At 33.5% G+C, this 21,145-nt stretch carries 20 protein-coding genes; 15 read left to right on the forward strand and 5 right to left on the reverse strand.

From position 1 onward, the window contains the following. Window positions 1-11: 11 nt before the first annotated feature. From hemE to GSY47_RS21630, 8 genes are all read left to right on the forward strand, one after another. Window positions 12-1,037 carry a uroporphyrinogen decarboxylase gene (hemE, locus tag GSY47_RS21595; RefSeq protein ID WP_179003825.1) on the forward strand — a complete coding sequence of 342 codons (1,026 nt, stop codon included), beginning with the start codon at window positions 12-14 and terminating at the stop codon, window positions 1,035-1,037. 111 nt (window positions 1,038-1,148) lie between these two features. After that, window positions 1,149-1,700, forward strand: coding sequence for a transposase (locus GSY47_RS21600; RefSeq protein WP_179003826.1), 552 nt, complete (start codon window positions 1,149-1,151; stop codon window positions 1,698-1,700). A 119-nt stretch (window positions 1,701-1,819) separates the two neighbouring features. Continuing rightward, a complete protein-coding gene (locus tag GSY47_RS21605; RefSeq protein WP_179003827.1) occupies window positions 1,820-2,506 on the forward strand; it encodes a hypothetical protein in 687 nt (228 codons plus the stop codon). Window positions 2,507-2,512: 6 nt separating this feature from the next. After that, window positions 2,513-2,896 (forward strand): hypothetical protein, encoded by a 384-nt coding sequence (locus GSY47_RS21610; RefSeq protein ID WP_179003828.1) that lies wholly within the window; start codon window positions 2,513-2,515, stop codon window positions 2,894-2,896. Beyond that, a complete protein-coding gene (locus tag GSY47_RS21615) occupies window positions 2,893-3,438 on the forward strand; it encodes a GNAT family N-acetyltransferase (protein WP_179003829.1) in 546 nt (181 codons plus the stop codon). Before GSY47_RS21610 ends, GSY47_RS21615 begins: the two co-directional genes overlap by 4 nt. Then, the gene (hemF, locus tag GSY47_RS21620) at window positions 3,435-4,337 is read left to right on the forward strand and encodes an oxygen-dependent coproporphyrinogen oxidase (protein ID WP_179003830.1); all 903 of its coding nucleotides are present in this window, start codon (window positions 3,435-3,437) and stop codon (window positions 4,335-4,337) included. Before GSY47_RS21615 ends, hemF begins: the two co-directional genes overlap by 4 nt. Before the next feature lie 158 nt (window positions 4,338-4,495). Then, the gene (locus tag GSY47_RS21625) at window positions 4,496-5,434 is read left to right on the forward strand and encodes a DUF4421 family protein (RefSeq protein WP_179003831.1); all 939 of its coding nucleotides are present in this window, start codon (window positions 4,496-4,498) and stop codon (window positions 5,432-5,434) included. Window positions 5,435-5,521: 87 nt separating this feature from the next. Further along, window positions 5,522-6,409, forward strand: coding sequence for a fructose bisphosphate aldolase (locus tag GSY47_RS21630; protein WP_179003868.1), 888 nt, complete (start codon window positions 5,522-5,524; stop codon window positions 6,407-6,409). Window positions 6,410-6,668: 259 nt separating this feature from the next. On the opposite strand, the gene GSY47_RS21635 is transcribed toward GSY47_RS21630, so the two are convergent. Together GSY47_RS21635 and GSY47_RS21640 are read right to left on the reverse strand one after the other, a co-directional pair. Next, complete coding sequence (locus tag GSY47_RS21635) at window positions 6,669-8,468, reverse strand: hypothetical protein (RefSeq protein ID WP_179003832.1); 1,800 nt, start codon at window positions 8,466-8,468, stop codon at window positions 6,669-6,671. Window positions 8,469-8,471: 3 nt separating this feature from the next. Next, window positions 8,472-9,104, reverse strand: a complete 633-nt coding sequence (locus GSY47_RS21640; RefSeq protein WP_179003833.1) for a hypothetical protein — start codon at window positions 9,102-9,104, stop codon at window positions 8,472-8,474. Window positions 9,105-9,345: 241 nt separating this feature from the next. On the opposite strand from GSY47_RS21640, the gene hemB reads away from it, so the two are divergent. Both hemB and GSY47_RS21650 read left to right on the forward strand, forming a co-directional pair. Then, on the forward strand, window positions 9,346-10,341 hold the full coding sequence (hemB, locus tag GSY47_RS21645; RefSeq protein WP_109191138.1) for a porphobilinogen synthase: 996 nt from the start codon (window positions 9,346-9,348) through the stop codon (window positions 10,339-10,341). Between the two features lies 1 nt (window position 10,342). Beyond that, the gene (locus GSY47_RS21650) at window positions 10,343-10,741 is read left to right on the forward strand and encodes a c-type cytochrome (RefSeq protein WP_179003834.1); all 399 of its coding nucleotides are present in this window, start codon (window positions 10,343-10,345) and stop codon (window positions 10,739-10,741) included. Between the two features lie 274 nt (window positions 10,742-11,015). Here GSY47_RS21650 and GSY47_RS21655 read toward each other — a convergent pair whose 3' ends face one another. Both GSY47_RS21655 and GSY47_RS21660 read right to left on the reverse strand, forming a co-directional pair. Beyond that, window positions 11,016-13,076: a M13 family metallopeptidase gene (locus GSY47_RS21655; RefSeq protein WP_179003835.1), complete on the reverse strand. Its 2,061-nt coding sequence runs from the start codon at window positions 13,074-13,076 to the stop codon at window positions 11,016-11,018. A 167-nt stretch (window positions 13,077-13,243) separates the two neighbouring features. Beyond that, complete coding sequence (locus GSY47_RS21660) at window positions 13,244-15,301, reverse strand: M13 family metallopeptidase (protein WP_179003836.1); 2,058 nt, start codon at window positions 15,299-15,301, stop codon at window positions 13,244-13,246. Window positions 15,302-15,529: 228 nt separating this feature from the next. Between GSY47_RS21660 and GSY47_RS21665 the strand changes: the two genes are divergently transcribed. The 5 genes from GSY47_RS21665 (at window position 15,530) to GSY47_RS21685 (ending at window position 20,357) form a co-directional block, all read left to right on the forward strand. Beyond that, a complete protein-coding gene (locus GSY47_RS21665; RefSeq protein ID WP_179003837.1) occupies window positions 15,530-16,195 on the forward strand; it encodes an SCO family protein in 666 nt (221 codons plus the stop codon). A 104-nt stretch (window positions 16,196-16,299) separates the two neighbouring features. Further along, complete coding sequence (locus GSY47_RS21670) at window positions 16,300-16,539, forward strand: FeoA family protein (RefSeq protein WP_179003838.1); 240 nt, start codon at window positions 16,300-16,302, stop codon at window positions 16,537-16,539. Beyond that, window positions 16,539-18,638 carry a ferrous iron transport protein B gene (gene feoB / locus GSY47_RS21675; protein ID WP_179003839.1) on the forward strand — a complete coding sequence of 700 codons (2,100 nt, stop codon included), beginning with the start codon at window positions 16,539-16,541 and terminating at the stop codon, window positions 18,636-18,638. Before GSY47_RS21670 ends, feoB begins: the two co-directional genes overlap by 1 nt. Before the next feature lie 6 nt (window positions 18,639-18,644). Further along, window positions 18,645-18,770, forward strand: a complete 126-nt coding sequence (locus GSY47_RS21680) for a FeoB-associated Cys-rich membrane protein (protein ID WP_179003840.1) — start codon at window positions 18,645-18,647, stop codon at window positions 18,768-18,770. A gap of 630 nt (window positions 18,771-19,400) precedes the next feature. Continuing rightward, window positions 19,401-20,357, forward strand: coding sequence for an alpha/beta fold hydrolase (locus GSY47_RS21685; RefSeq protein WP_179003841.1), 957 nt, complete (start codon window positions 19,401-19,403; stop codon window positions 20,355-20,357). A 51-nt stretch (window positions 20,358-20,408) separates the two neighbouring features. On the opposite strand, the gene GSY47_RS21690 is transcribed toward GSY47_RS21685, so the two are convergent. Beyond that, the gene (locus tag GSY47_RS21690; RefSeq protein WP_179003842.1) at window positions 20,409-21,062 is read right to left on the reverse strand and encodes an HD domain-containing protein; all 654 of its coding nucleotides are present in this window, start codon (window positions 21,060-21,062) and stop codon (window positions 20,409-20,411) included. Window positions 21,063-21,145: the final 83 nt, after the last annotated feature.

Below are 21,145 nucleotides of genomic sequence, written 5' to 3' on the forward strand. Positions count from 1 at the left end.
AAATAAAAAACATGTTAAAAAACGACCTATTTTTAAAAGCATTAAAAGGAGAAACAGTACAGCGTCCACCAGTATGGATGATGCGTCAGGCAGGAAGATATTTACCAGAGTTTAGAGAACTTCGTGATAAATATGATTTTTTCACACGTTGTGAAACTCCAGAATTAGCTGCTGAAATCACAGTTCAACCTATCAGAAGAATTGCTCCCGATGCTGCGATTTTATTCTCGGATATTCTGGTTGTGCCTCGCGCAATGGGAATTCACGTAGAATTGAAAGATAATTTAGGGCCGATTATTCCAAATCCGATTCGTTCTTTAGCTGATGTTCACAAAGTTTATGTTCCAGATGTAAACGAAACTTTAGGCTACGTTTTTGATGCGGTGAAATTGACTAAAGAAATGCTGAATGATGAAGTGCCATTAATTGGTTTCGCAGGTTCGCCTTGGACAATCTTCTGTTATGCAGTTGAAGGAAAAGGTTCTAAAAGTTTTGATATTGCAAAAGGATTCTGTTTTTCTAATCCAGCTGCTGCGCACACTTTATTGCAAAAAATCACAGACACTACTATTTTATATTTAAAAGAAAAAGTAAAATCGGGTGTAAATGCGGTTCAGATTTTTGATTCTTGGGGAGGAATGCTTTCTCCTGTTGATTATCAAGAATTTTCATGGAAATACATCAACCAGATTGTTGATGCTTTAGCAGATATTACGCCAGTTATTGTTTTCGGAAAAGGATGCTGGTTTGCGCTTGGCGAAATGGGTAAAAGTAAAGCTTCTGCATTAGGAGTTGATTGGACTTGTTCGGCTAGAAATGCTCGTTATTTATCTGGTGGAAACATTACGTTACAAGGAAATTTCGATCCGTCAAGATTACTTTCTCCAATTCCAACTATCAAAAAGATGGTTCACGAAATGATTGACGAATTCGGAAAAGATAAATATATCGTAAATTTAGGTCACGGAATTTTACCAAATATTCCTGTAGATCATGCAAAAGCGTTTATTGACGCTGTGAAGGAATACGGGAATTAGTATTTCAGTGTTCAGTCTCATTTGATTTCCTGCAAGGTTTCCAAAACCTTGTAGGTATAAAAGTTCTTTTTTACATTTACAGTAAAAACTTACTTTTTTTAGCAAATAAAAATGAAATTGGAAACACTTGATAAGGATTGTTATTATCATATTTATAATAAAGGAATTAACGGAATAACCATTTTTGAAAATGACGCTAATAAACTTTATTTCTTAAAGCAATTAGCTAAATATACAGAACATAAAATTTCAGTTTTTGCATATTGCTTGATGAATAATCACTTTCATTTAGTTATTCGCCTAAATGTAGAAGAGAAAGAGGTTACACAAGCATTTTCAAACTTATTTAATTCTTATGCTAAGGCATTTAATAAACAAACCAACAGAACAGGAAGTTTATTCGAAAAGCATTTTAAAAGGATAAGGTTAAAAGATGAAAATTATTTAAGACGACTGATTCTTTATGTTCATTTAAATCCGAAACATCATTTCGATTTGGATTTTATGAATTTTAGATTTTCGTCCTATCAAGCTTTTTTATCAAATAAAGAAACCAAAATAGAACGAAATGAAGTTTTAAATTTGTTTGGAGATTTTGAAAATTTTATCTTTTGTCATAATCAAAAGAATGATTCTTTAAACGAAACGTATACTTTTGAGTAACTTAGATTTTTCCTGCAAGGTTTGCAAAACCTTGTAGGTTTATAACTTATTAAAAAACAAAAAGTATAACCTAAAGAAATACCTACAAGGTTTTGGAAACCTTGCAGGATGAAAAAAATATGCTAGCAAATCTAAACCTCAACAGAAACTCTCCCTTTTCATTTATTGAATATGGATTTCAGGCTTATTACGCCTATGTGTTTCTAATGGTTTGGATGCATCCGGAATTACATCCAGTAAGCCTTATAAACGATTTAGCCATTTTAATGGCTTTTGAATTTATAATGGTGCATTCGGGAGTCTTTATGGCAGTTATGCCTAGAAAATGGTCTCTTTTTGTGTTTTTTCCGCTGTATGGTTTGTTTGCTTATTCTTTTAATGAATCGGTCGTTAACACCAATATTTTATATATTTATCTGTTGACGGTTTTAAATAGAATGCGTTTTGCTTTTTCAAATGTAGCTCCGGAAGTCAGAATATATCAAATGGGAAAATCTGCGGCGAAAGCCGTTTTCTACTTTTTCTTAATTCTAGCGGTTTGCATTGGAAATAATATAGTGCCTCAGTTTGGATTGACACCAGAGTTTTTAGAAAAATCAGATTATTTCCAAACAGTAAAATCAAGCGGATTGTTTATAGAAAAACCCTATGTGCCGATCTGTATGGGTTTTATATATTATTCGTTGCCGGTTTTATATTTTGTTTATCGTGTGATCAAAAACTTAGGCAAAAGAAGCGAAACTTCTTTTACAAAAAAGCCCATAATGACATTTCAAAAAACAACTATAAGCAACAAAAAATTCTAAAACATTATGCTTAATAAAGGTTTACGAGACGAAGAAAAAATAAGAATTGATAATGTCCTCAAGACGTTACGAACTCTTATTTATGTGCCTTATCCTTTGAGCCAATTACAGAAATCAGATATTGAAAACCAGCTAAAAGAGTTTGGTCTTACCATAACTACTTTAATTGAGTATTCTAACGAAGAATTAATCACGTTGCTAACTCGTCTTCATTTTGACTGGGAACAATTAGAACAATTTGGCGATTTATTGATCGAATTTTCAAAAGAAGAAAACTATCATTTTGAAGAGAAAGCCTTGGCTGTTTATCAATATATCCAAACAGAAAGCAAGGTTTTTTCTTTTGGAATCAATACTAAAATCTCTTCCTTAAAAAGTAAATTGCAATGAGTTTTACAGATTGGAAAACAGACCGAATTGAAAATATTCTTCCTGAAGAGTTTTATAAACTAATTGATAAAAATAGAAATCATATCGGAAAAACTTTTCCTGTAACACTTGCTAATTCTGATTCACAAGAAAATGCCGAAAATTTTATAGCCGTTAGTAAAGACAAAGAAAGAAACAGCGAAGGATATTATTTTTATGCGAGGGAAAGTATAACCAATAATCTAATTGGTTATTTATGTGTAAAAACAATAGATTATCGCATTTCTAAATGCGAACTAGGTTATTTTATTGACGAAGATTACCAAGGAAAAGGAATTACATCCAAAATGGTTTCTGATGCACTTGAGTTTTGTTTTAACGAATTGTTGATGAATAAAGTTTTCATTTGTACATCAGAAGTTAATTTAGCAAGTCAGAGAATTGCATTAAAACACCATTTTAAACAAGAAGGAATTTTAAGAGACGAATTTAGAAACGGCGATGGCGAATTGCAAAACTCCGTTTACTTTGGACTTCTCAAATCAGAATATATTAAATCATGAAAGACAAATTTTACGCATACATACAAAATTTACAAGATCAAATCTGTGCCGGATTAGAAGCCGTTGACGGAACAACAAAATTCCGTGAAGATTTATGGAAACGTCCTGAAGGCGGAGGAGGAAGAACTCGTGTTATTGAAAACGGAGCTGTTTTCGAAAAAGGTGGTGTAAACATTTCTGCCGTTCATGGAAAATTGCCGGATACCATGCAAAAAATGTTTGGTGTTGGCGAAGCCGATTTCTTTGCCTGTGGATTAAGTCTGGTTTTACATCCCAAAAATCCAATGGTTCCAACCGTTCACGCGAATTGGCGTTATTTTGAAATGTATGACGAAACTGGAAAAGTAATCAATCAATGGTTTGGCGGCGGACAGGATTTAACGCCTTATTATTTGTTTGAAGAAGATGCAAAGCACTTTCATCAAACGTGTAAAACCGCTTGCGATAAACACAGTTCGGAGTTTTATCCAAAATATAAAAAACAATGCGATTCGTATTTCTGGAACGCACACCGAAATGAAGCCCGTGGACTTGGCGGTTTATTCTTTGATTATTGCAAAGCAAATGAACAAATGTCAATGGAAAACTGGTATGATTTTGTAACCGAAGTAGGTAACAGTTTCCTTGAAGCTTACGTTCCGATTGTGGAAAGAAGAAAAAATTTAGAATATTCTTCAGAACAAAGAACTTGGCAGGAAATCCGTCGTGGCCGTTATGTTGAGTTTAATCTGGTTCATGACAAAGGAACTTTATTCGGTTTAAAAACCAACGGAAGAATCGAGAGTATTTTAATGAGTTTGCCTCCACATGTGCAATGGGTGTATGATCATCATCCTGAAGCAGGAAGTGAGGAAGAAAAATTGATTAATGTATTGACGAATCCGATTGATTGGGTTTAATTTTATTCCACTAAAAAAATTTATTTAACACATAGAAACATAGATTTATTGACCTATCTTAGAGGTGTTTTTAGAAAATTACATTTTTTCCACATAGCGCTATGTGATTTATTTGGAATGAAATGTCTTTTTTAAAACAATCCAAAAACTATGTTTCTATGTGTTTAAAACTAATTTACACTACATTCTTTACCAGCATTTTTGGATGTTTCGCCCAAAGCGATTCCCTGCGAAATCCTTATTTTAAATCTTACAACGATAAAATCACGGCTAGTGTTTATTATTTAGATACTTCCAATAGTTTTCAGATTGCTTCAGATAATCCGGAAACCAAAATGTATGTCAATCTTATTCCCAATCGACGAGAGCAGATTGGTTTTAACTTAAACTACAAAATCATTGATGTCGGTTTTGGCTTTGCGCCGAAATTTTTGAGTCAGAATAAAGGCGATTCCCATTCCAAACATTTTAATTTCAATACCCGTTTTTATTTAAAAAAATGGATGCAGTCCTTTACCTATATCAACCAAAAAGGGTTTTATATTAAAGATGACAACATTACAGCGCAATTGCCTAGTATGAGGACTATGAAAATTGGCGGATCGACAGCTTATGTTTTCAATGATAAATTTTCGTTTAAAACCTTGGTAAGTCAAAACGAATGGCAGACTAAAAGTTCTGGAAGTTTCATTCCAACCTTCTCTTTTTATTACACCAATTTAGATTTAAATACGCCCGATTCATCACCAGGAGATATTTATGTTTTTACGCTCGCTCCTTCCTACTTCTACAATTTTGTGATTAGCGATCGGGTTTTAATTGGCGCGGGACTTGCTTTGGGTGCGGGACTGAATGTGATTGATAAAGATACCTCAGCTTTATATCAAGCCGATTTCAATTTAAAATTAGCCTACAATAAAGACCGTTTCTTTGCTTTTGCAACTCTAAACACCATCAGTTTTGCTCAGGACGATAAAATTGATCCGAGATTAAATGATAATATTGTGACCTTAAAACTTTCTGCAGGTTATCGATTTGATCCTCCCAAAAAAGTAAAAGAGGTTTATGATAAAGTGAATGAGAAAATTGGCCTTTAAAAAACCTACTTATTCATAATCAATAAGTTGTGAAAATTGCTTAAATTACATGGATTTACAAAACTTAAATTCATTATTATGGCAAATGTGAACCAGGAACAATTAAATCGGATGCATTTTGGAAAAGGATTTATCGCAGCATTAGATCAAAGCGGCGGAAGTACACCAAAAGCATTATCGCAATATGGCGTTCAAGAAAACAGCTATTCTAACGACGAAGAAATGTACACTCTTGTACATGAAATGAGAACTAGAATTATTAAAAGTCCCGCTTTTGACAGTGATTATATTCTAGGTGCTATTTTGTTTGAAAACACCATGGATCGTAAAATTGATGGTCTATGGACTGCCGATTATTTATGGGAAAAGAAAAATATTGTTCCTTTCCTGAAAGTAGACAAAGGACTAGCTGATTTGGCCAGCGGTGTTCAATTGATGAAACCCATTCCGAATCTGGATGAATTGCTGACCAGAGCTGTAGAACGAAATGTCTTTGGAACCAAAATGCGTTCTGTAATCAAAGAAGCAAATCCCGACGGAATTCGTGATATAGTAGAACAGCAATTCAGAGTTGGTTTACAAATTTTCAAAAAAGGATTAATTCCTATTATCGAACCTGAAGTTGACATTTACAGTCCTGACAAAGAAAAATCAGAAAAGATTTTAAAAGATGAAATCCTAAAACAATTGAATTCTCTAGACAAAGAAGTAAGAGTAATGCTGAAATTATCTATTCCAACCGTAAATAATTTCTACGGCGAATTGATAACAGATCCGCATGTGGTTCGTGTTGTGGCATTATCTGGCGGCTATTCCCGAGAGGAAGCCAATACAAAACTGGCTCAAAACCATGGCTTAATTGCCAGTTTCTCCAGAGCATTGTCCGAAGGTCTCAGCGCAGGTCAATCTGATGCTGATTTTAATGCTGTTCTTGGTGATACCATAAAAACCATTTACAACGCTTCCATTACTTAAAAGCTATTCTTAATCTGTGGGCATAATTATTTCAACACATAGAAACATAGTTTATTAAAGATGTAAAAAAGGCGCTTCACTTGCATTAATACACATAGTTTAGCTATGTGTGGAAACTAGTTTCTTCTACTCTCTTTTTTCAATATAAAAATCTATGTTTCTATGTGTTAAAATATTCTCCTTTTAGTTTCATCCAACAGATTCTCTTACAAACAAAAATCCCCGAAATCTAATGTTTAGGGGATTTTTGTTTTGAACTTTATTTTGAAGCCATCATATCATTGGCCAAATCTAATGTTTGTAAAATGATATTTTTATCGTTTTGCAAAGAATTTAATTTCAGAACAAACTTGAATTTATTATCAATCAGCTTTTTAGGCGATTCCATGGTAAAATCTGAAAACTGTGATGCGAATCTATTCATTTTATTTAATTCATCGTCTTTTGCATTTTTTCCGAAAGCTTTAATAGTCTGTGAAATATTTATTTTTCCGAAAATAGCATTCTTGCTCAAGTCTTTCTTTGTTTCTTTCACAAAAGAACCACTTCCTTTGCTAAAATAATCCAATGTATTACTTACCGCTACAACGTCTTTATCTTTTAGAATGTAAATATCGCCATATTCTTTAGTCCCTAAAATCTGGTAATAATTTCCGTTTTGAATCAGCATTTTTTTGCGAACGCCTAATTGCAATAATTTATCTCCAAAAGTCGGATGCGTTGATGTAAAAACTACCGAAAATAACGGAATTGTTTTCTTCACTTTCTCTTCCGTAATTTTTTCCTCGTAATTCTCATCATAATCATATTTTTTGGTCATTACCTCCACTTCTTTCACATCATATAAAAAAGCGCTTAAATCACCATCAAAAAGCTTCGCTGTGGCTTCTTCATCAACTATGGTAGAAATTAAATCTGTAATGATTGCAATATCTTCTTTAGTAAACTTTGGATTCTGAAACATATCAGTCATTAAAGACGGAAACTTTTCGAGAGCTGCTTTGGTGTTAATATGATAAGACATATATCCCAAAGGTTTTTCAGCAGGAAAATAATTAAAGATGTTTTTGTTGATTTTTCGATCTCCAATTTTGCTTACTGCCTCAGCAATTTCTTTAGAATATTCTACAATCTCTTCGATTCTCGCATTGTCATTATCAAAATAGAAATCAAGGTTTATTCCTTTTACAAAATTCCCGAAGTTCTTTTGCATTGGAAGATATTTATCATAACCTCCAAAAAGTCTCATCGGATAACTATACGCAGAATATAAAGTCGAAATCATACCGCCGTAATCTACCCAAGAAGAAATATCAGCTCCAATAGTAATCTTAGAAGAAGTTGGCGCCGTAAAACCATTTTCGAACAGACGTTTTATAATTTCACTTTGGTTTTCTGCCAACTTTCTATCAAATTCTGCTTGTTCTGCTGAGTATGCTTCATAAGGATTTTCGTCGTATTGGTCATCTTCCAAAATAATATCTGAAGCTTTTGGTTCAACATCAGATACAGCTGGCGCTTCTACAATAGTATCGTTTTCATAATAATCTATTGTCGCAGCAGAATCGACTGCTCTCATAGCAGCCTCTTCATTATAAAATTTCGTCGGAAGTCTTTTGGTTAATTCAAATATCACTAAATAATCATCATTCCATGCCAATGACTTTTTAGCTCCTTTTGATGTAAAAACAGCATATTTCCCAAAATCCTGAATAGTGTTATTCTCTGCTTTTAAATTCTCAACTAAATACTGCTTTACAGCTTCTTTGTTTTTTATCGGAATGGTAACCTGATAATAGGGAACGCTGTCTAGAAAACTTCCATGAATGGTAATCTTCTGATCTAATTTGATAATCGAAGTATATTTTCGAAGATCAAAATCAGGTTTTTTACTAGTGAATTTTGTAATAATGGGATGATTCAGCACTTGATTAACATCTACTTTTTTCGAAAGCTGATTTCCGTTAAACTGTACAAAATAATCGTATTTATCTAAATTGGCCTGACCAAAAGTCAGCATCGAGGTGAATAATAAAAATAAGGAATAAAACTGCTTCATAAATTAAGGCGTTAATTGAATTGTATTGTTCATTAGGGTTGATTTCTTAAAAACACTGTACATGCTTTGTTTTAAAAAAACCGTTTTTTTGTTTTTCGAAATTTTACTGTTTACATTATCAGCAGTTAAAATGTCCCGATCAAAAGTGTAAATAGAAGTAATAGAGGCTTCTTCCAAATCTTTCTTTTTCTTCGGATCGTTGACTACTTTTTCTGGAACCGGATAAGAAGCGATTCTTTCAAAAGTTTTCCCGCTTCCGCTAAAGTGAATCTGTTCACGCTGATTGTTTATCGTATTGACAACAGCATTTAATGCTTTCAAATTGGCATAATTGAGTTTGATAATGAAAACATAATTGCTAAAATCGGTTTTGGTCGTCACATTGGAAATACCGTCAATCTTCAATGCTTTTACTTTAAAATCATCTAACTTTTGGGTAATTTCTTGTTCATTCGGAATTTTGACGCCATCAACTTCTTCTAAAAAAATAGCCGATTTGGTTTTAAACCAAGATTTTGAGAAATCGATCATCAAAGTATATTCGCCACTTTGATCGTCGTGATGTTTGATTCTTTCTGTAATCTCAAAACAACTTGTTAAGAGCAGACAGCAAAATAAAGCGAGAATTTTCTTCATCTTACAAATTTAGATGGAATTTTTAAGAAATCATACTTTCCCCAAGAACAATAAAAAAGAACAAACTTTTAGATAATATTAACGGATTCTATAGCTAGCTAAACGCCTTATTCTGTTGATTTTTATTTAACTTTGCGCCACTTAAAAAGTAGAACAAACTTTAAAAAACAAAAAACACAACTTCATTTTTAGAAACAAAGATTAATCAATCTGAAATCTAAAATCTAAAATCTAAAATTATATGTTCCCATTACAACGAGGCAGACGATTAAGAGTAAATGAATCAATTCGTTCTTTAGTACGTGAAACCAGTTTAAGTCCGTCGGATTTTATGTTTCCAATGTTTATTGCTGAAGGAGAGAATGTAAAAGTAGAAATTCCATCAATGCCAGGAATTTTCAGAAGATCTATAGATTTAACAGTTGAAGAAGTAAAAGAACTTTATGATTTAGGAATTCGCGCGGTTAACATTTATGTAAAAGTGAGCGAAAACCTAAAAGACAATACTGGAAAAGAAGCTTGGAATCCAAACGGATTAATGCAGCAAGCTATTCGCGCCATAAAAGCCGCTTGTCCAGAAATGATCGTGATGCCAGATGTGGCTTTAGATCCTTATTCTATTTACGGTCATGACGGAATTATAACAAATGGCGATGTAGAAAATGACAGCACAGTCGATGCTTTAGTAAAAATGGCCGTTTCTCACGCAGAAGCCGGTGCCGATTTTGTTGCGCCAAGTGATATGATGGACGGACGCGTTTTGCGCCTGCGCGAAGGTTTAGATGCTGCCGGATTTCAGAATGTTGGAATTATGAGCTATTCTGCTAAATATGCCTCTGCTTTTTACGGTCCATTTAGAGATGCTTTAGATTCTGCTCCAAAAGAAGCTGATGTTGTTGTTCCAAAAGATAAAAAAACATACCAAATGGATTATGCCAACCGCATCGAAGCAATCAAAGAAGCTTTGTCAGATGTAGAAGAAGGTGCAGATATGGTTATGGTAAAACCGGGAATCGCTTATTTGGATATTGTTCGAGAAATAAAAAATACAGTACACGTTCCTGTAACCGTATATCAGGTTTCTGGAGAATATGCTATGATTAAAGCGGCATCTGAAAGAGGCTGGCTTGATCACGATAAAATTATGATGGAACAATTAATGTGCATCAAACGTTCTGGTGCCAATCTTATTTCAACATATTTTGCAAAAGAAGCGGCAATTTTATTAAACAAATAAAATGAAAAGAATTTTATTTTTATCTGCCGTTTTATCCTTTGCATCCTGTAAAAAAGAAGGTTCTGAAAACACAGACCATACAAAAGAAGCCTATTCTGAAGGAGAATCGGCAAAAGCCAAAACACCAGAAGCTTTAGGAAAAGAAATTTTTGAAGGACGAGGAAATTGTACCGCATGTCATCAGCCGGATCAAAAAGTAATTGGGCCAAGCATTCAAGAAATCGCTAAGATTTATAAAGACAAAAAAGGCGATATGACCACATTCTTAAAAGGAAACGCTGATCCAATTGTAGATCCAAGTCAGTTTTCGGTAATGCAGACCAATTTTGCCATTACAAAAGAAATGTCTGACGAAGAGTTAAAAGCTATTGAAACGTACATCTACAGTCATTTAAAATAATTACATGTTCCGTAGGAACATCTCATCGGTAGAAAAATTATGTTGTAATCATTATTTCACGTTCCGTAGGAACGTTTGATTGGCATCATTTTTTAACAATCCAAAATATAAAACGCTCCTACGGAACGTGAAAAAACGGGGTGGATAATATTGTTTTTCTACCGATGAGACATTCCTACGGAATGATAACAGATATGAAGTTTTAGACACAATAATATAGCAAAATGGCTGTCTCGAAAATCGAGACAGCCATTTTTATATCATTAAAATACTATTACCAGATTTTAACTCGTTTTTCTGGTTCCAAATACATTGGATCTCCTTTTTTGATTCCAAATGCCTCATAAAAAGAATCTAGGTTTTTAATTGGCACAACCGCTCTGTACATTCCCGGAGAATGCGGATCTGTCTTTACCTGACTTTTAATCGCTTCATCACGAGATTTAGTTCTCCAAACTGTAGCCCAAGAAATAAAGAAACGCTGTTCTGGCGTAAATCCGTCAATTAAACCTGGATTACCGTGTTTTTTCAAGTACAATTGCAATCCATCATAAGCAGCGTTGGTTCCTCCTAAATCTCCAATATTTTCGCCTAAAGTAAATTTACCATCTACAAAAATTCCAGGAAGAGGTTCCAATGCGCTATATTGTGCTGCAAGGTCTCCGCCAAGAGCTGTAAATTGTTTTAAATCATCAGCAGTCCACCAATCTACTAAATTTCCTTCAGCATTGTAGCGTGCTCCCGAATCGTCAAAACCATGAGAAATTTCGTGGCCAATTACTGCACCAATTCCGCCATAATTTACTGCTTCATCAGCCTGATAATTATAGAAAGGAGGTTGCAAAATTGCTGCTGGGAATACAATTTCGTTATAAGAAGGATTGAAATATGCGTTAACTGTTTGCGGCGACATCCCCCACTCTGTTTTATCAACTGGTTTACCTAGTTTTGCTAAGTTTTCAGCATAAGCCCATTTCGATAAGTTTTTCATATTATCAAAATAAGTACCGCCTTCGTTTACATTTTTAAGCTCTAGCTTTGAATAATCTTTCCATTTATCTGGATATCCAATCTTAACCGTTAATTTCTTTAACTTCTCAATTGCCTTTACTTTAGTTTCTCGCGACATCCAAGGCAACGCATTGATTCTATTTTCGTAAGCCTGCATTACATTGGCAATCATGTCTTTTGCTTTTGCTTTTGCTTCAGCAGGAAATAATTTTTCAACATATAATTTACCTAAAGCTTCTCCAGTTGCTCCGTTGATTACTTGCAACGCAACTTCTTCACGTGGACGCTGTTTTAAAGCTCCTGTTAATGTTTTTCCGTAGAAATCAAAGTTGGCATTTTCTATTTCTGTAGTTAAAGTTGATGCAGATCTGTTTAATAGCGACCATTTCAAGTACTCTTTCCAAGCTTCTACTTTCTTTTCTGTAAAAGTCTTTTCCAAAGCAATCATATAACGTGGTTGTGCGACAATTACAGTGTCTAATTTTGTCATTCCAATTCCTGTGAAATATTTCTCCCATTGAATAGATGGTGTATTCTTTTTCAAATCAGCAACCGCAGTTGGATTGTATTGTTTTCTTCTGTCTCTTCTCTCTACACGATCTAATCTTGGTGCGGACATTTCAACTTCTAAAGCCAGAATTTGTTTGGCACTTTCTTTTGCTTTTGCTGGAGATTCTCCAATGTATTGCAACATTCTTGCAACGTGAACTTCGTATTTTTCACGTTTTTCTTTAGAATCTTTATCATCAGAGTTGTAGTAATCTTTATCAGACAATCCTAAATTACCAGGTCCTAATGTCACCGAATTTTTATTACTGTTTTTAGCATCAGCACCAACATAAACTCCAAAAAAACCTGATCCGCCTGCAAGCTGCATTTCAGTAATATAGTTTTGAAGATCTGCAACATTTTTAATGGCATCAATTTTTTTCAAATAAGGCTGAAGCGGTGTAATTCCTCTTTTGTTTCTGCCAACAGTATCCAAAATAGTATTGAACAAAGCAATTGCTTTACCTTGATCTGTATTGGATTTATACTTTGGATCTTTTGAAGCTGCTTTTAAAATAGCAAGTGCATCATCATCCGTTTTCTGACGCAGTTCATTAAAACTTCCCCAAGAATTACGATCACTTGGAATTTCTGTATTATCTAACCACGCACCATTTACGTAACGGAAAAAATCCTGGCTTGCAGTAACTTTAGGATCCATATTGGCAATATTAATTCCAGGTTCCTTTGGTTTGTTATTTTGTGCTTGCACTGCTGTTAATGAAAACATTGCAGAAACCACACAAAACATTGGTTTGGAAAGCTTTTTAATCATTTTTGTTTAGTTTTTAAGTGTATTTACAAACATATTGTTATTATTTTTAATTCTGTGTTAAAATTTTAGAATATATCATTGTAAGAAATATATTTCTTTATTTGACTGGAAAATTATAAAAAAAACGGCGCTGAAACAGCGCCGTTTTTAAAATTTTATTTATTTCATTACCAGATTTTAACTCGTTTTTCTGGTTCAACATACATTTTGTCGCCTTTCTTAATATCAAAAGCTTTGTAGAAAGCATCAACATTTTGAATTGGCACATAAGCTCTATACATTCCTGGAGAGTGTGGATCTGTTTTCACTTGGTTTTTGATAGCCTCATCCCTAGATTTTGTTCTCCAAACGGTAGCCCAAGAAATAAAGAAACGCTGTTCTGGAGTAAATCCGTCGATTAAACCTGGATTCCCATTTTCTTTTAAATACAATTGTAAACCGTCAAAAGCAGCATTAATTCCACCTAAATCTCCAATGTTTTCTCCTAAAGTAAAATGACCATCCACATGAACTCCTGGCAAAGGCTCAAGCGCACTGTATTGATTTGCCAAGTCAGTTCCTAAAGCAGTAAATTGTTTTAAATCGTTTTCTGTCCACCAGTCAACCAAATTTCCTTCAGCGTTGTAACGCGCGCCTGAATCATCAAATCCGTGAGAGATCTCATGTCCAATTACAGCGCCAATTCCTCCATAATTAACTGCTTCATCCGCTTGGTAATTGTAGAAAGGCGGTTGTAAAATCGCAGCTGGGAATACAATTTCGTTGTAAGATGGATTATAATAAGCGTTTACTGTTTGCGGCGACATTCCCCATTCTGTTTTGTCAACCGGTTTTTTCAATTTATCAATACTTTCCTGGAATCCCCATTTTGATAAATTTCTCATGTTATCAAAATAAGTTCCGCCTTCACCAACACTTTTCATTGTTAAAGCCGAATAATCCTTCCATTTATCAGGATATCCAATTTTAATTGTGATTTTGTTTAATTTTTCAATCGCTTTTACTTTTGTTTCAGGTGACATCCAAGTCAAAGAATTGATTCTATTTTTGTAAGCTAAAATCACGTTCTGAATCATTTTCTGTGCTTTCTCTTTTGCTTCGGCAGGGAATAATTTTTCTACATATAATTTCCCAAGAGCTTCTCCAACAGTTCCATTAACTATATCTAGTGCTCTTTCTTCAGCAGGAAGCTGTTTAATTGCTCCTCTTAATGTTTTGCTGTAAAAATCAAAACGTGCATCATTAAGTGCTGTAGATAATTGACCAGAAGCTCCGTTTAGTAAATCCCATTTCAGGTATTCTTTCCATGCTTCTACTTTGTTTTCAGTAAAAACCTTTTGCAACGCTGTCATATACTTAGGTTCAGAAACAATTACAGTTTCTAATTTTGTAATTCCTAAACCAGCAAAGTAGTCATTCCATTTAATCGCTGGAGTTAATTTCTGAATTTCAGCCACCGTCATTGGATTGTATTGTAAACGGCTGTCTCTTCTTTCTACTCTATTTAATCTTGGTTGAGACAATTCTGTTTCTAAAGCAAGAATCTGTGACGCACTTTGTTTTGCTTTTTCAGCAGATTCTCCAATAAACTGAAGCATTCTTGCGATATGCAATTCATATTTCGCACGTTTTTCTTTAGAGTCCTTATCATCAGAAGTATAGTAATCTTTGTCTGGAAGTCCGAGTCCACTTGGCGCAAGATTTACAGAATTTTTAGAACTGTCTTTATCATCAGCTCCAATATAAATTCCGAAGAAACCAGAACCACCTTCTTTTTCCATTTCTATTAAATATTTCTGAACATCAGCAACATTTTTAATGGCATCGATTTTTTTCAAATACGGTTTTAATGGTTCAATTCCTCTTTTATCTCTTCCTATTGTATCTAAATAGGTATTGAATAAATTAACGGCTTTCCCTTGATCGGTATTCGATTTGTATTTCGGATTTTTTGCGGCATCTTTTAAAACCGTCATTACGTCTTTGTCTGTTCTTTTGATCAGCTCATTAAAGCTTCCCCAAGTTGTACGGTCACTTGGAATTTCTGTTTTATCCAACCAAGTTCCATTTACATATTTAAAAAAATCTTGACTCGGGCTGACTTTGGTATCCATAAAAGATACATTAATTCCTGGTTCTTTTGGTGTGTTTTGAGCTTGAACTGCTGTTAGCGAAAACATTGCAGATATTACACCAAACACAGGTTTAGCTAATTGCTTTTTCATAAAAATTTATAGTTTAAGGGAAAATACAAACATATTGTTATTATTTCAAAATTTGTGTTAAAATTCTAACTGCAAAATCAAAAAGAAGAATAAATTTCACAAATAGACATTCTAACCTTATTTTACTTAGTTGCAGATTCATTATAAAAGTTACAAAAGCCTGTTAAAAAAATAACGCAGTAAAGTTTTTAGAATCTGCTTTTTGTATTTTTGCACCAAATTTTTTTTATGAAATCGATTTTATATAAATACCGCAAATTCTTTATTGTTTTAATAGTGTTTTCGGTGATTACGATATCTTTATTTTATTCTGCCTTAAAGCCTAAAAAAACACTTCCAATTTATAATCCTGCCGATGTAAATCCAGAATTAGTCGACAGTACCGTTCAATATAAAAGCAAATATCATACTATTGCCGATTTTTCTTTTGTGAATCAAAATGGCGATACGATTACCCAGAAAAACTACGAAGGCAAAATCTATGTTGCCGATTTCTTCTTTACAACTTGCGGTTCTATTTGTCCAAAAATGACAACCAATCTTGAAGAAGTTCAAAAGGCCGTTATCAATAATCCAAAAGTAATGTTGCTCTCTCATACGGTTTTTCCTGAAGTTGACAGTATTCCTGTTTTAAAAGCTTATGCCATTAAACATGGCGTTGTAGACAGTAAATGGAATTTGGTTACGGGCGATAAAAAAGAAATTTACACGATGGCTAGAAAATCTTATCTGGCTGTAAAATTAGGAAGACCAGATCAGCTTTATGATATGGTGCATACAGAGAATTTTGTTTTAGTCGATCAAAAAAGACGTGTTCGTGGTTTTTATGATGGAACAAACAAAGAAGACATGAAACGTCTTTTAGAAGACATCGAATTCTTATCAAAAGAGTAAAAACCCCTTATTTTTAGAAACATTTAGCATTTGTCGAAGGGTTAAATGCCTTGCCTTAAATAATAATTGCCTACTTTTGCAATCTAAATTCAATCTAAATAAGCTTGCAAAATACAATCCACACTCTGAAAAAAGGCGAGAAAGCCATTATCAAAGATTTTGATATCGATCTTATTCCACTGAAATTATTAGAAATGGGTTGCCTCCCTGGCAGCGTAGTTGAATTACTGCAGATTGCTCCTTTTGGAGATCCATTATATTTGGATATTAACGGTTCGCATGTGGCGATTCGTATTGAAACGGCTCGTGAAATTGAAGTTGAACTTATTCAAAACAATTTATAATGAGTGTTCAGAATATCAATGTTGCCCTTATTGGGAATCCAAATACTGGAAAAACTTCTGTCTTCAATCAGCTTACAGGTTTAAATCAGCAAGTTGGAAATTATCCTGGAATTACGGTAGAGAAAAAAATGGGTTTTTGCAAATTGCCTCATAATATCAAAGCCAATATTCTAGACTTACCTGGAACGTACAGCTTGAATGCAAGTTCGATGGACGAAAGTGTGGTTATTGAACTTTTATTAAACAAAAATGACAAACTATACCCAGACGTTGCTGTTGTGGTAACGGATGTTGAAAATCTGAAAAGAAACTTACTGATTTATACTCAAATCAAAGACCTTGAAATTCCGACGATTTTGGTGATCAATATGTCTGATCGTATGGAAAGAAAAGGGATTTCCTTAGATATTCCATACTTAGAAGAAAAATTAAAAACCAAAATTGCCTTAGTAAGTTCAAGAAAAGGTTTAGGAATTGAGGAATTAAAAGAATTGATTGTCTCTTATAAAACCATTCCAAACGAACCTTGTTTGAATGCTTCAGTAATTGATCCTGAATACTTTCAAAAGTTACAACACGCTTTTCCAAACCAATTGATGTACAAATTGTGGCTTGTCATTACACAGGATGTAAACTTCTCTAATTTAGACCGAAACGAAATCCGCAATACTTTCACGAAATCACATTCAGAATTAAAGCGTTTACAGCAAAAAGAAACCATCAAAAGATATCAATTTATAAATGATGTTTTAAAAGAAGGCTTAAAAATTGACGTATCAATTGCAACAGATATTCGTGCCAAATTAGACCGCATTTTAACGCATAAAGTTTGGGGTTACGTTATTTTCTTTGCGATTTTATTCCTAATTTTTCAATCCATTTTCAGCTGGTCCACTATCCCAATGGATTTCATTGACAGCACTTTTGCTTCCTTAAGCAGCTGGGTGGCCGCAGAATTGCCAAGTGGTATCTTAACCGATTTACTTTCGCAGGGAATTATTCCAGGAATTGGCGGTGTTATTATTTTTATACCACAAATTGCCTTTTTATTTCTTTTTATTTCGCTTCTAGAAGAAAGTGGTTATATGAGCCGTGTGGTTTTCTTAATGGACAAAATAATGCGCAGATTCGGACTTTCAGGAAAAAGTGTCGTTCCGTTGATTTCAGGAACGGCTTGCGCAATTCCAGCGATTATGGCTACTCGAAATATTGAAAACTGGAAAGAACGTTTGATTACGATCTTAGTAACGCCATTCACGACTTGCTCTGCAAGATTACCGGTTTATGCGATTATTATTTCATTGGTTATCCCTAGTAAACGTGTTTTTGGAGTTTTAAATGTTCAGGGATTAACTTTAATGCTGCTTTATGTTTTAGGATTTTTTATGGCTATTTTATCTTCTTATATTTTAAATAAAGTTTTAAAATTAGACTCTAAAACGTATTTCGTTGTCGAAATGCCAAGCTATAAAATGCCTCTTTTGAAAAACGTTGGAATCAATGTTGTCGAAAAAACGAAAGCGTTTATTGTTGGCGCAGGTAAAATTATCTTAGCAATATCTGTTATTTTATGGTTCTTGGCTTCTTATGGACCTGGAAAAGAATTCAATGATGCTGAGAATATTGTAAAAGAAAGATTTGCCAACACTACTTTAGACGAAACTCAATTTGAAAACGAAGTAAACTCCCAAAAATTAGAAAACTCCTATATCGGATTAATGGGAAGAGCAATCGAACCAGCGATTCAACCTTTGGGTTACGATTGGAAAATCGGAATTGCTTTGATTAGTTCGTTTGCTGCTCGTGAGGTTTTCGTTGGAACATTGGCAACTATTTACAGCGTTGGAGATACTGACAACGAATCGACCATAAAAAGTAAAATGCAGGCAGAAGTCCGTCCAGATACAGGAAAAAAAGTATTTGACTTTGCAACGGGAATTTCTTTACTGTTGTTTTATGCTTTTGCAATGCAGTGCGCCAGTACACTGGCCATTACCAAAAAAGAAACCAACTCATGGAAATGGCCTGCAATGCAGTTAGGCTTCATGAGTGCGTTAGCTTACTTTAGCGCATTAATTGCGTACCAACTTTTAAAATAAAAAGTTATGATTCAGGAAATAATAGCCTTTGCCATACTTGGATTAGCAGTCGCTTTTTTGATTAAGAAATATTTTTTTAAATCGAAAAAGAAAAAAGACTGCGGAGGCGGAACAGATTGCGGATGTAGTTAATTGTTTATACTGAAGAGATTCACAAAATGCAGTACAAAGCTTCACAGAGATTTTAATTCTTTGTGAAGCTTTTTCTTTTATAATCCATTACATACTAAATAATTACCCTTTTTTATTACTTTAAAAACTTCTGAGGGATAATTAGCTTTCAGCTGTCAAGTATTTTTGAAAAATTAAAATACAATAAAAATGACAAAGTTTGAAAAAAATGAAATCATAAGAGACAATCGAGTTACAAGATTACTTTGGTTTTCGTTCGGATTTTTATTCGCTTTTATAATCATGTGCCTTTTAAAATCCAAATTTTAAGTATACAAATTATTATATTTTTTTTTTAAAACAACTGAGCAATCTTGTACCTTTTTTAATCGGCAAAGTAATTATATTTTGGTTAAACACTGATTTATAAACTATTTGTACTTTGACATTCTATGCAAAAATGGGAGATGATAGAATTACTAAATTTCTATGATTTTATTTATACCCTTTTACTATTCATAATAAAAACTTCTCTTCTTGCATTCTAAATTATTGTGGTTCAAAATATAGTATTTAATTTTTAGTCTGCTGTTTTAATTTTAATTTAGCAAAGACTAACATGTTTTTGATTATATAAAAACCACTTTTAAAATGAAACCAAAAACAATCTTATTTGCTTTTTTAATCTTTTGTATGGGATATAACGGATTCTCTCAACAAAACGCAGAAATCAAAAAGACAAACGACAGCACTATTGTAAGCTCAGATGGAGTGCCATTATTTCTAAAAGTTTCAAGAAAAGGAGAAGTTTGTATTTTTGTACATGGTGGTCCTGGAGCATGGAGCAAATCTTTTGAGGAGCTTGGCGGCAATGTTCTCGAAGATAAATTAAAAATGTGTTACTATGATCAAAGAGGATGCGGACGATCTCAATCCTCAAAAAATAATAATTATAGTCTCGATCGCATGATTGATGATATTGAAGATATTCGTTTGTATCTTAATGTTCCCAAAGTTTTTGTGATGGGACATTCCTTTGGCGGTATCTTGGCAACTAAATATGCAGAAAAGTATCCGGAACATGTAAAAGGCTTAATACTTCTGAATGCTACTCTGGATATTAATTATTCTTTACGCAATCAAATTTCTTTTATCAGCAAAACAATTGACGAAGACATTCCTTTTCAAAACAGTGATTCTGTAATAGATACTTTTTTTGAAGCTAAAAAGCGTCTCAGTAAAACAGACCTGAATTATAAAATACTGTCTGACAATAAAACAAACGTTGAAAAACTGGACAAGCTTGATAACAGCCAAAAAAGAAACTCTGCTTTTGCACAACATGCTTTAATTAGTCCTGTTTATTTTAGTGATTTTACAAAAGAAACCGCTCTCATTAAAGTTCCAACACTTATCATAACCGGCACAAAAGACAACAATATTGGTCCAGAGCATTATAAATCATTCCTCTTTCCAAATCAGGAAGTAAAAATAATTGATGGTGGACATATTTTGTATTTTGAAAAAAACAAAGAGTTTAAAAATACTGTTCAAGCATTTGTTAAGAAAATAGAGTTAAAAGATAAAAGAAACAAGAAGAAAAACTAAATCAAGTCTGAACACTGAGACTGAGACTGAAAACTAAATCCTGAACACTTTTTACTTAATTCCTTCCCATTCTGCATAAAACTGCGCTAGAAAAGATTCCATAAAACGATGTCTTTCTGCAGCAATTTCTTTTCCTTTTTCGGTATTCATTTTATCTTTTAAGAGTAAAAGCTTTTCGTAGAAATGATTTATAGTTGGAGCATTATTCTTTTTGTACTCCTCTTTTGTCATATTGGTTACTGGAGCAATTTCTGGATTGTACAACGCTCTGTTCTTAAATCCGCCGTAATTAAAAGCTCTTGCTACTCCAATTGCACCAATAGCATCCAATCGATCAGCATCTTGTACAATATCCAATTCGACAGAAGAGAACTTTCTTTCGAAATTTCCACCTTTATAGGAGATATTTTCAATGATATTGACAACATGAGCAATTATCTCCTCCGAAACATTTTCTGCTTCTAAAAACACTCTTGCTGTTTTTGGTCCAATAGTTTCGTCTCCGTTATGAAACTTACTATCGGCAATGTCGTGTAATAAAGCTCCTAATTGAACCACTGTAAGATCACATGCTGTATCTTTTGCAATCAGAAGAGCATTTTTGTATACACGTTCAATATGAAACCAATCGTGTCCGCCTTCAGCATCATTTAGTTTTTCTTTTACAAAAGCAATGGTTTTAATAATCAATTCTGAAGTACTCATACAGAAGTTTTTACAGTTTAAAAAAAAGTTGATTGTTAAAGATTATAAAACCTTCAACAATCAACAAATATATCATAAAGCAA

The sequence above is a fragment of the Flavobacterium quisquiliarum genome (assembly GCF_019308285.1).
Taxonomy (GTDB): domain Bacteria; phylum Bacteroidota; class Bacteroidia; order Flavobacteriales; family Flavobacteriaceae; genus Flavobacterium; species Flavobacterium quisquiliarum.

Excerpts from the sequence above, each read along its gene's own strand:
- hemE (WP_179003825.1), top strand. The coding sequence starts at position 12 with ATGTTAAAAAACGACCTATTTTTAAAAGCATTAAAAGGAGAAACAGTA.
- GSY47_RS21655 (WP_179003835.1), bottom strand. The coding sequence starts at position 13,076 with ATGATTAAAAAGCTTTCCAAACCAATGTTTTGTGTGGTTTCTGCAATG.
- hemF (WP_179003830.1), top strand. The coding sequence starts at position 3,435 with ATGAAAGACAAATTTTACGCATACATACAAAATTTACAAGATCAAATC.
- feoB (WP_179003839.1), top strand. The coding sequence starts at position 16,539 with ATGAGTGTTCAGAATATCAATGTTGCCCTTATTGGGAATCCAAATACT.
- GSY47_RS21600 (WP_179003826.1), top strand. The coding sequence starts at position 1,149 with ATGAAATTGGAAACACTTGATAAGGATTGTTATTATCATATTTATAAT.
- GSY47_RS21605 (WP_179003827.1), top strand. The coding sequence starts at position 1,820 with ATGCTAGCAAATCTAAACCTCAACAGAAACTCTCCCTTTTCATTTATT.
- GSY47_RS21680 (WP_179003840.1), top strand. The coding sequence starts at position 18,645 with ATGATTCAGGAAATAATAGCCTTTGCCATACTTGGATTAGCAGTCGCT.
- GSY47_RS21665 (WP_179003837.1), top strand. The coding sequence starts at position 15,530 with ATGAAATCGATTTTATATAAATACCGCAAATTCTTTATTGTTTTAATA.
- GSY47_RS21635 (WP_179003832.1), bottom strand. The coding sequence starts at position 8,468 with ATGAAGCAGTTTTATTCCTTATTTTTATTATTCACCTCGATGCTGACT.
- GSY47_RS21625 (WP_179003831.1), top strand. The coding sequence starts at position 4,496 with ATGTGTTTAAAACTAATTTACACTACATTCTTTACCAGCATTTTTGGA.
- hemB (WP_109191138.1), top strand. The coding sequence starts at position 9,346 with ATGTTCCCATTACAACGAGGCAGACGATTAAGAGTAAATGAATCAATT.
- GSY47_RS21610 (WP_179003828.1), top strand. The coding sequence starts at position 2,513 with ATGCTTAATAAAGGTTTACGAGACGAAGAAAAAATAAGAATTGATAAT.
- GSY47_RS21660 (WP_179003836.1), bottom strand. The coding sequence starts at position 15,301 with ATGAAAAAGCAATTAGCTAAACCTGTGTTTGGTGTAATATCTGCAATG.
- GSY47_RS21690 (WP_179003842.1), bottom strand. The coding sequence starts at position 21,062 with ATGAGTACTTCAGAATTGATTATTAAAACCATTGCTTTTGTAAAAGAA.
- GSY47_RS21640 (WP_179003833.1), bottom strand. The coding sequence starts at position 9,104 with ATGAAGAAAATTCTCGCTTTATTTTGCTGTCTGCTCTTAACAAGTTGT.
- GSY47_RS21650 (WP_179003834.1), top strand. The coding sequence starts at position 10,343 with ATGAAAAGAATTTTATTTTTATCTGCCGTTTTATCCTTTGCATCCTGT.
- GSY47_RS21685 (WP_179003841.1), top strand. The coding sequence starts at position 19,401 with ATGAAACCAAAAACAATCTTATTTGCTTTTTTAATCTTTTGTATGGGA.
- GSY47_RS21615 (WP_179003829.1), top strand. The coding sequence starts at position 2,893 with ATGAGTTTTACAGATTGGAAAACAGACCGAATTGAAAATATTCTTCCT.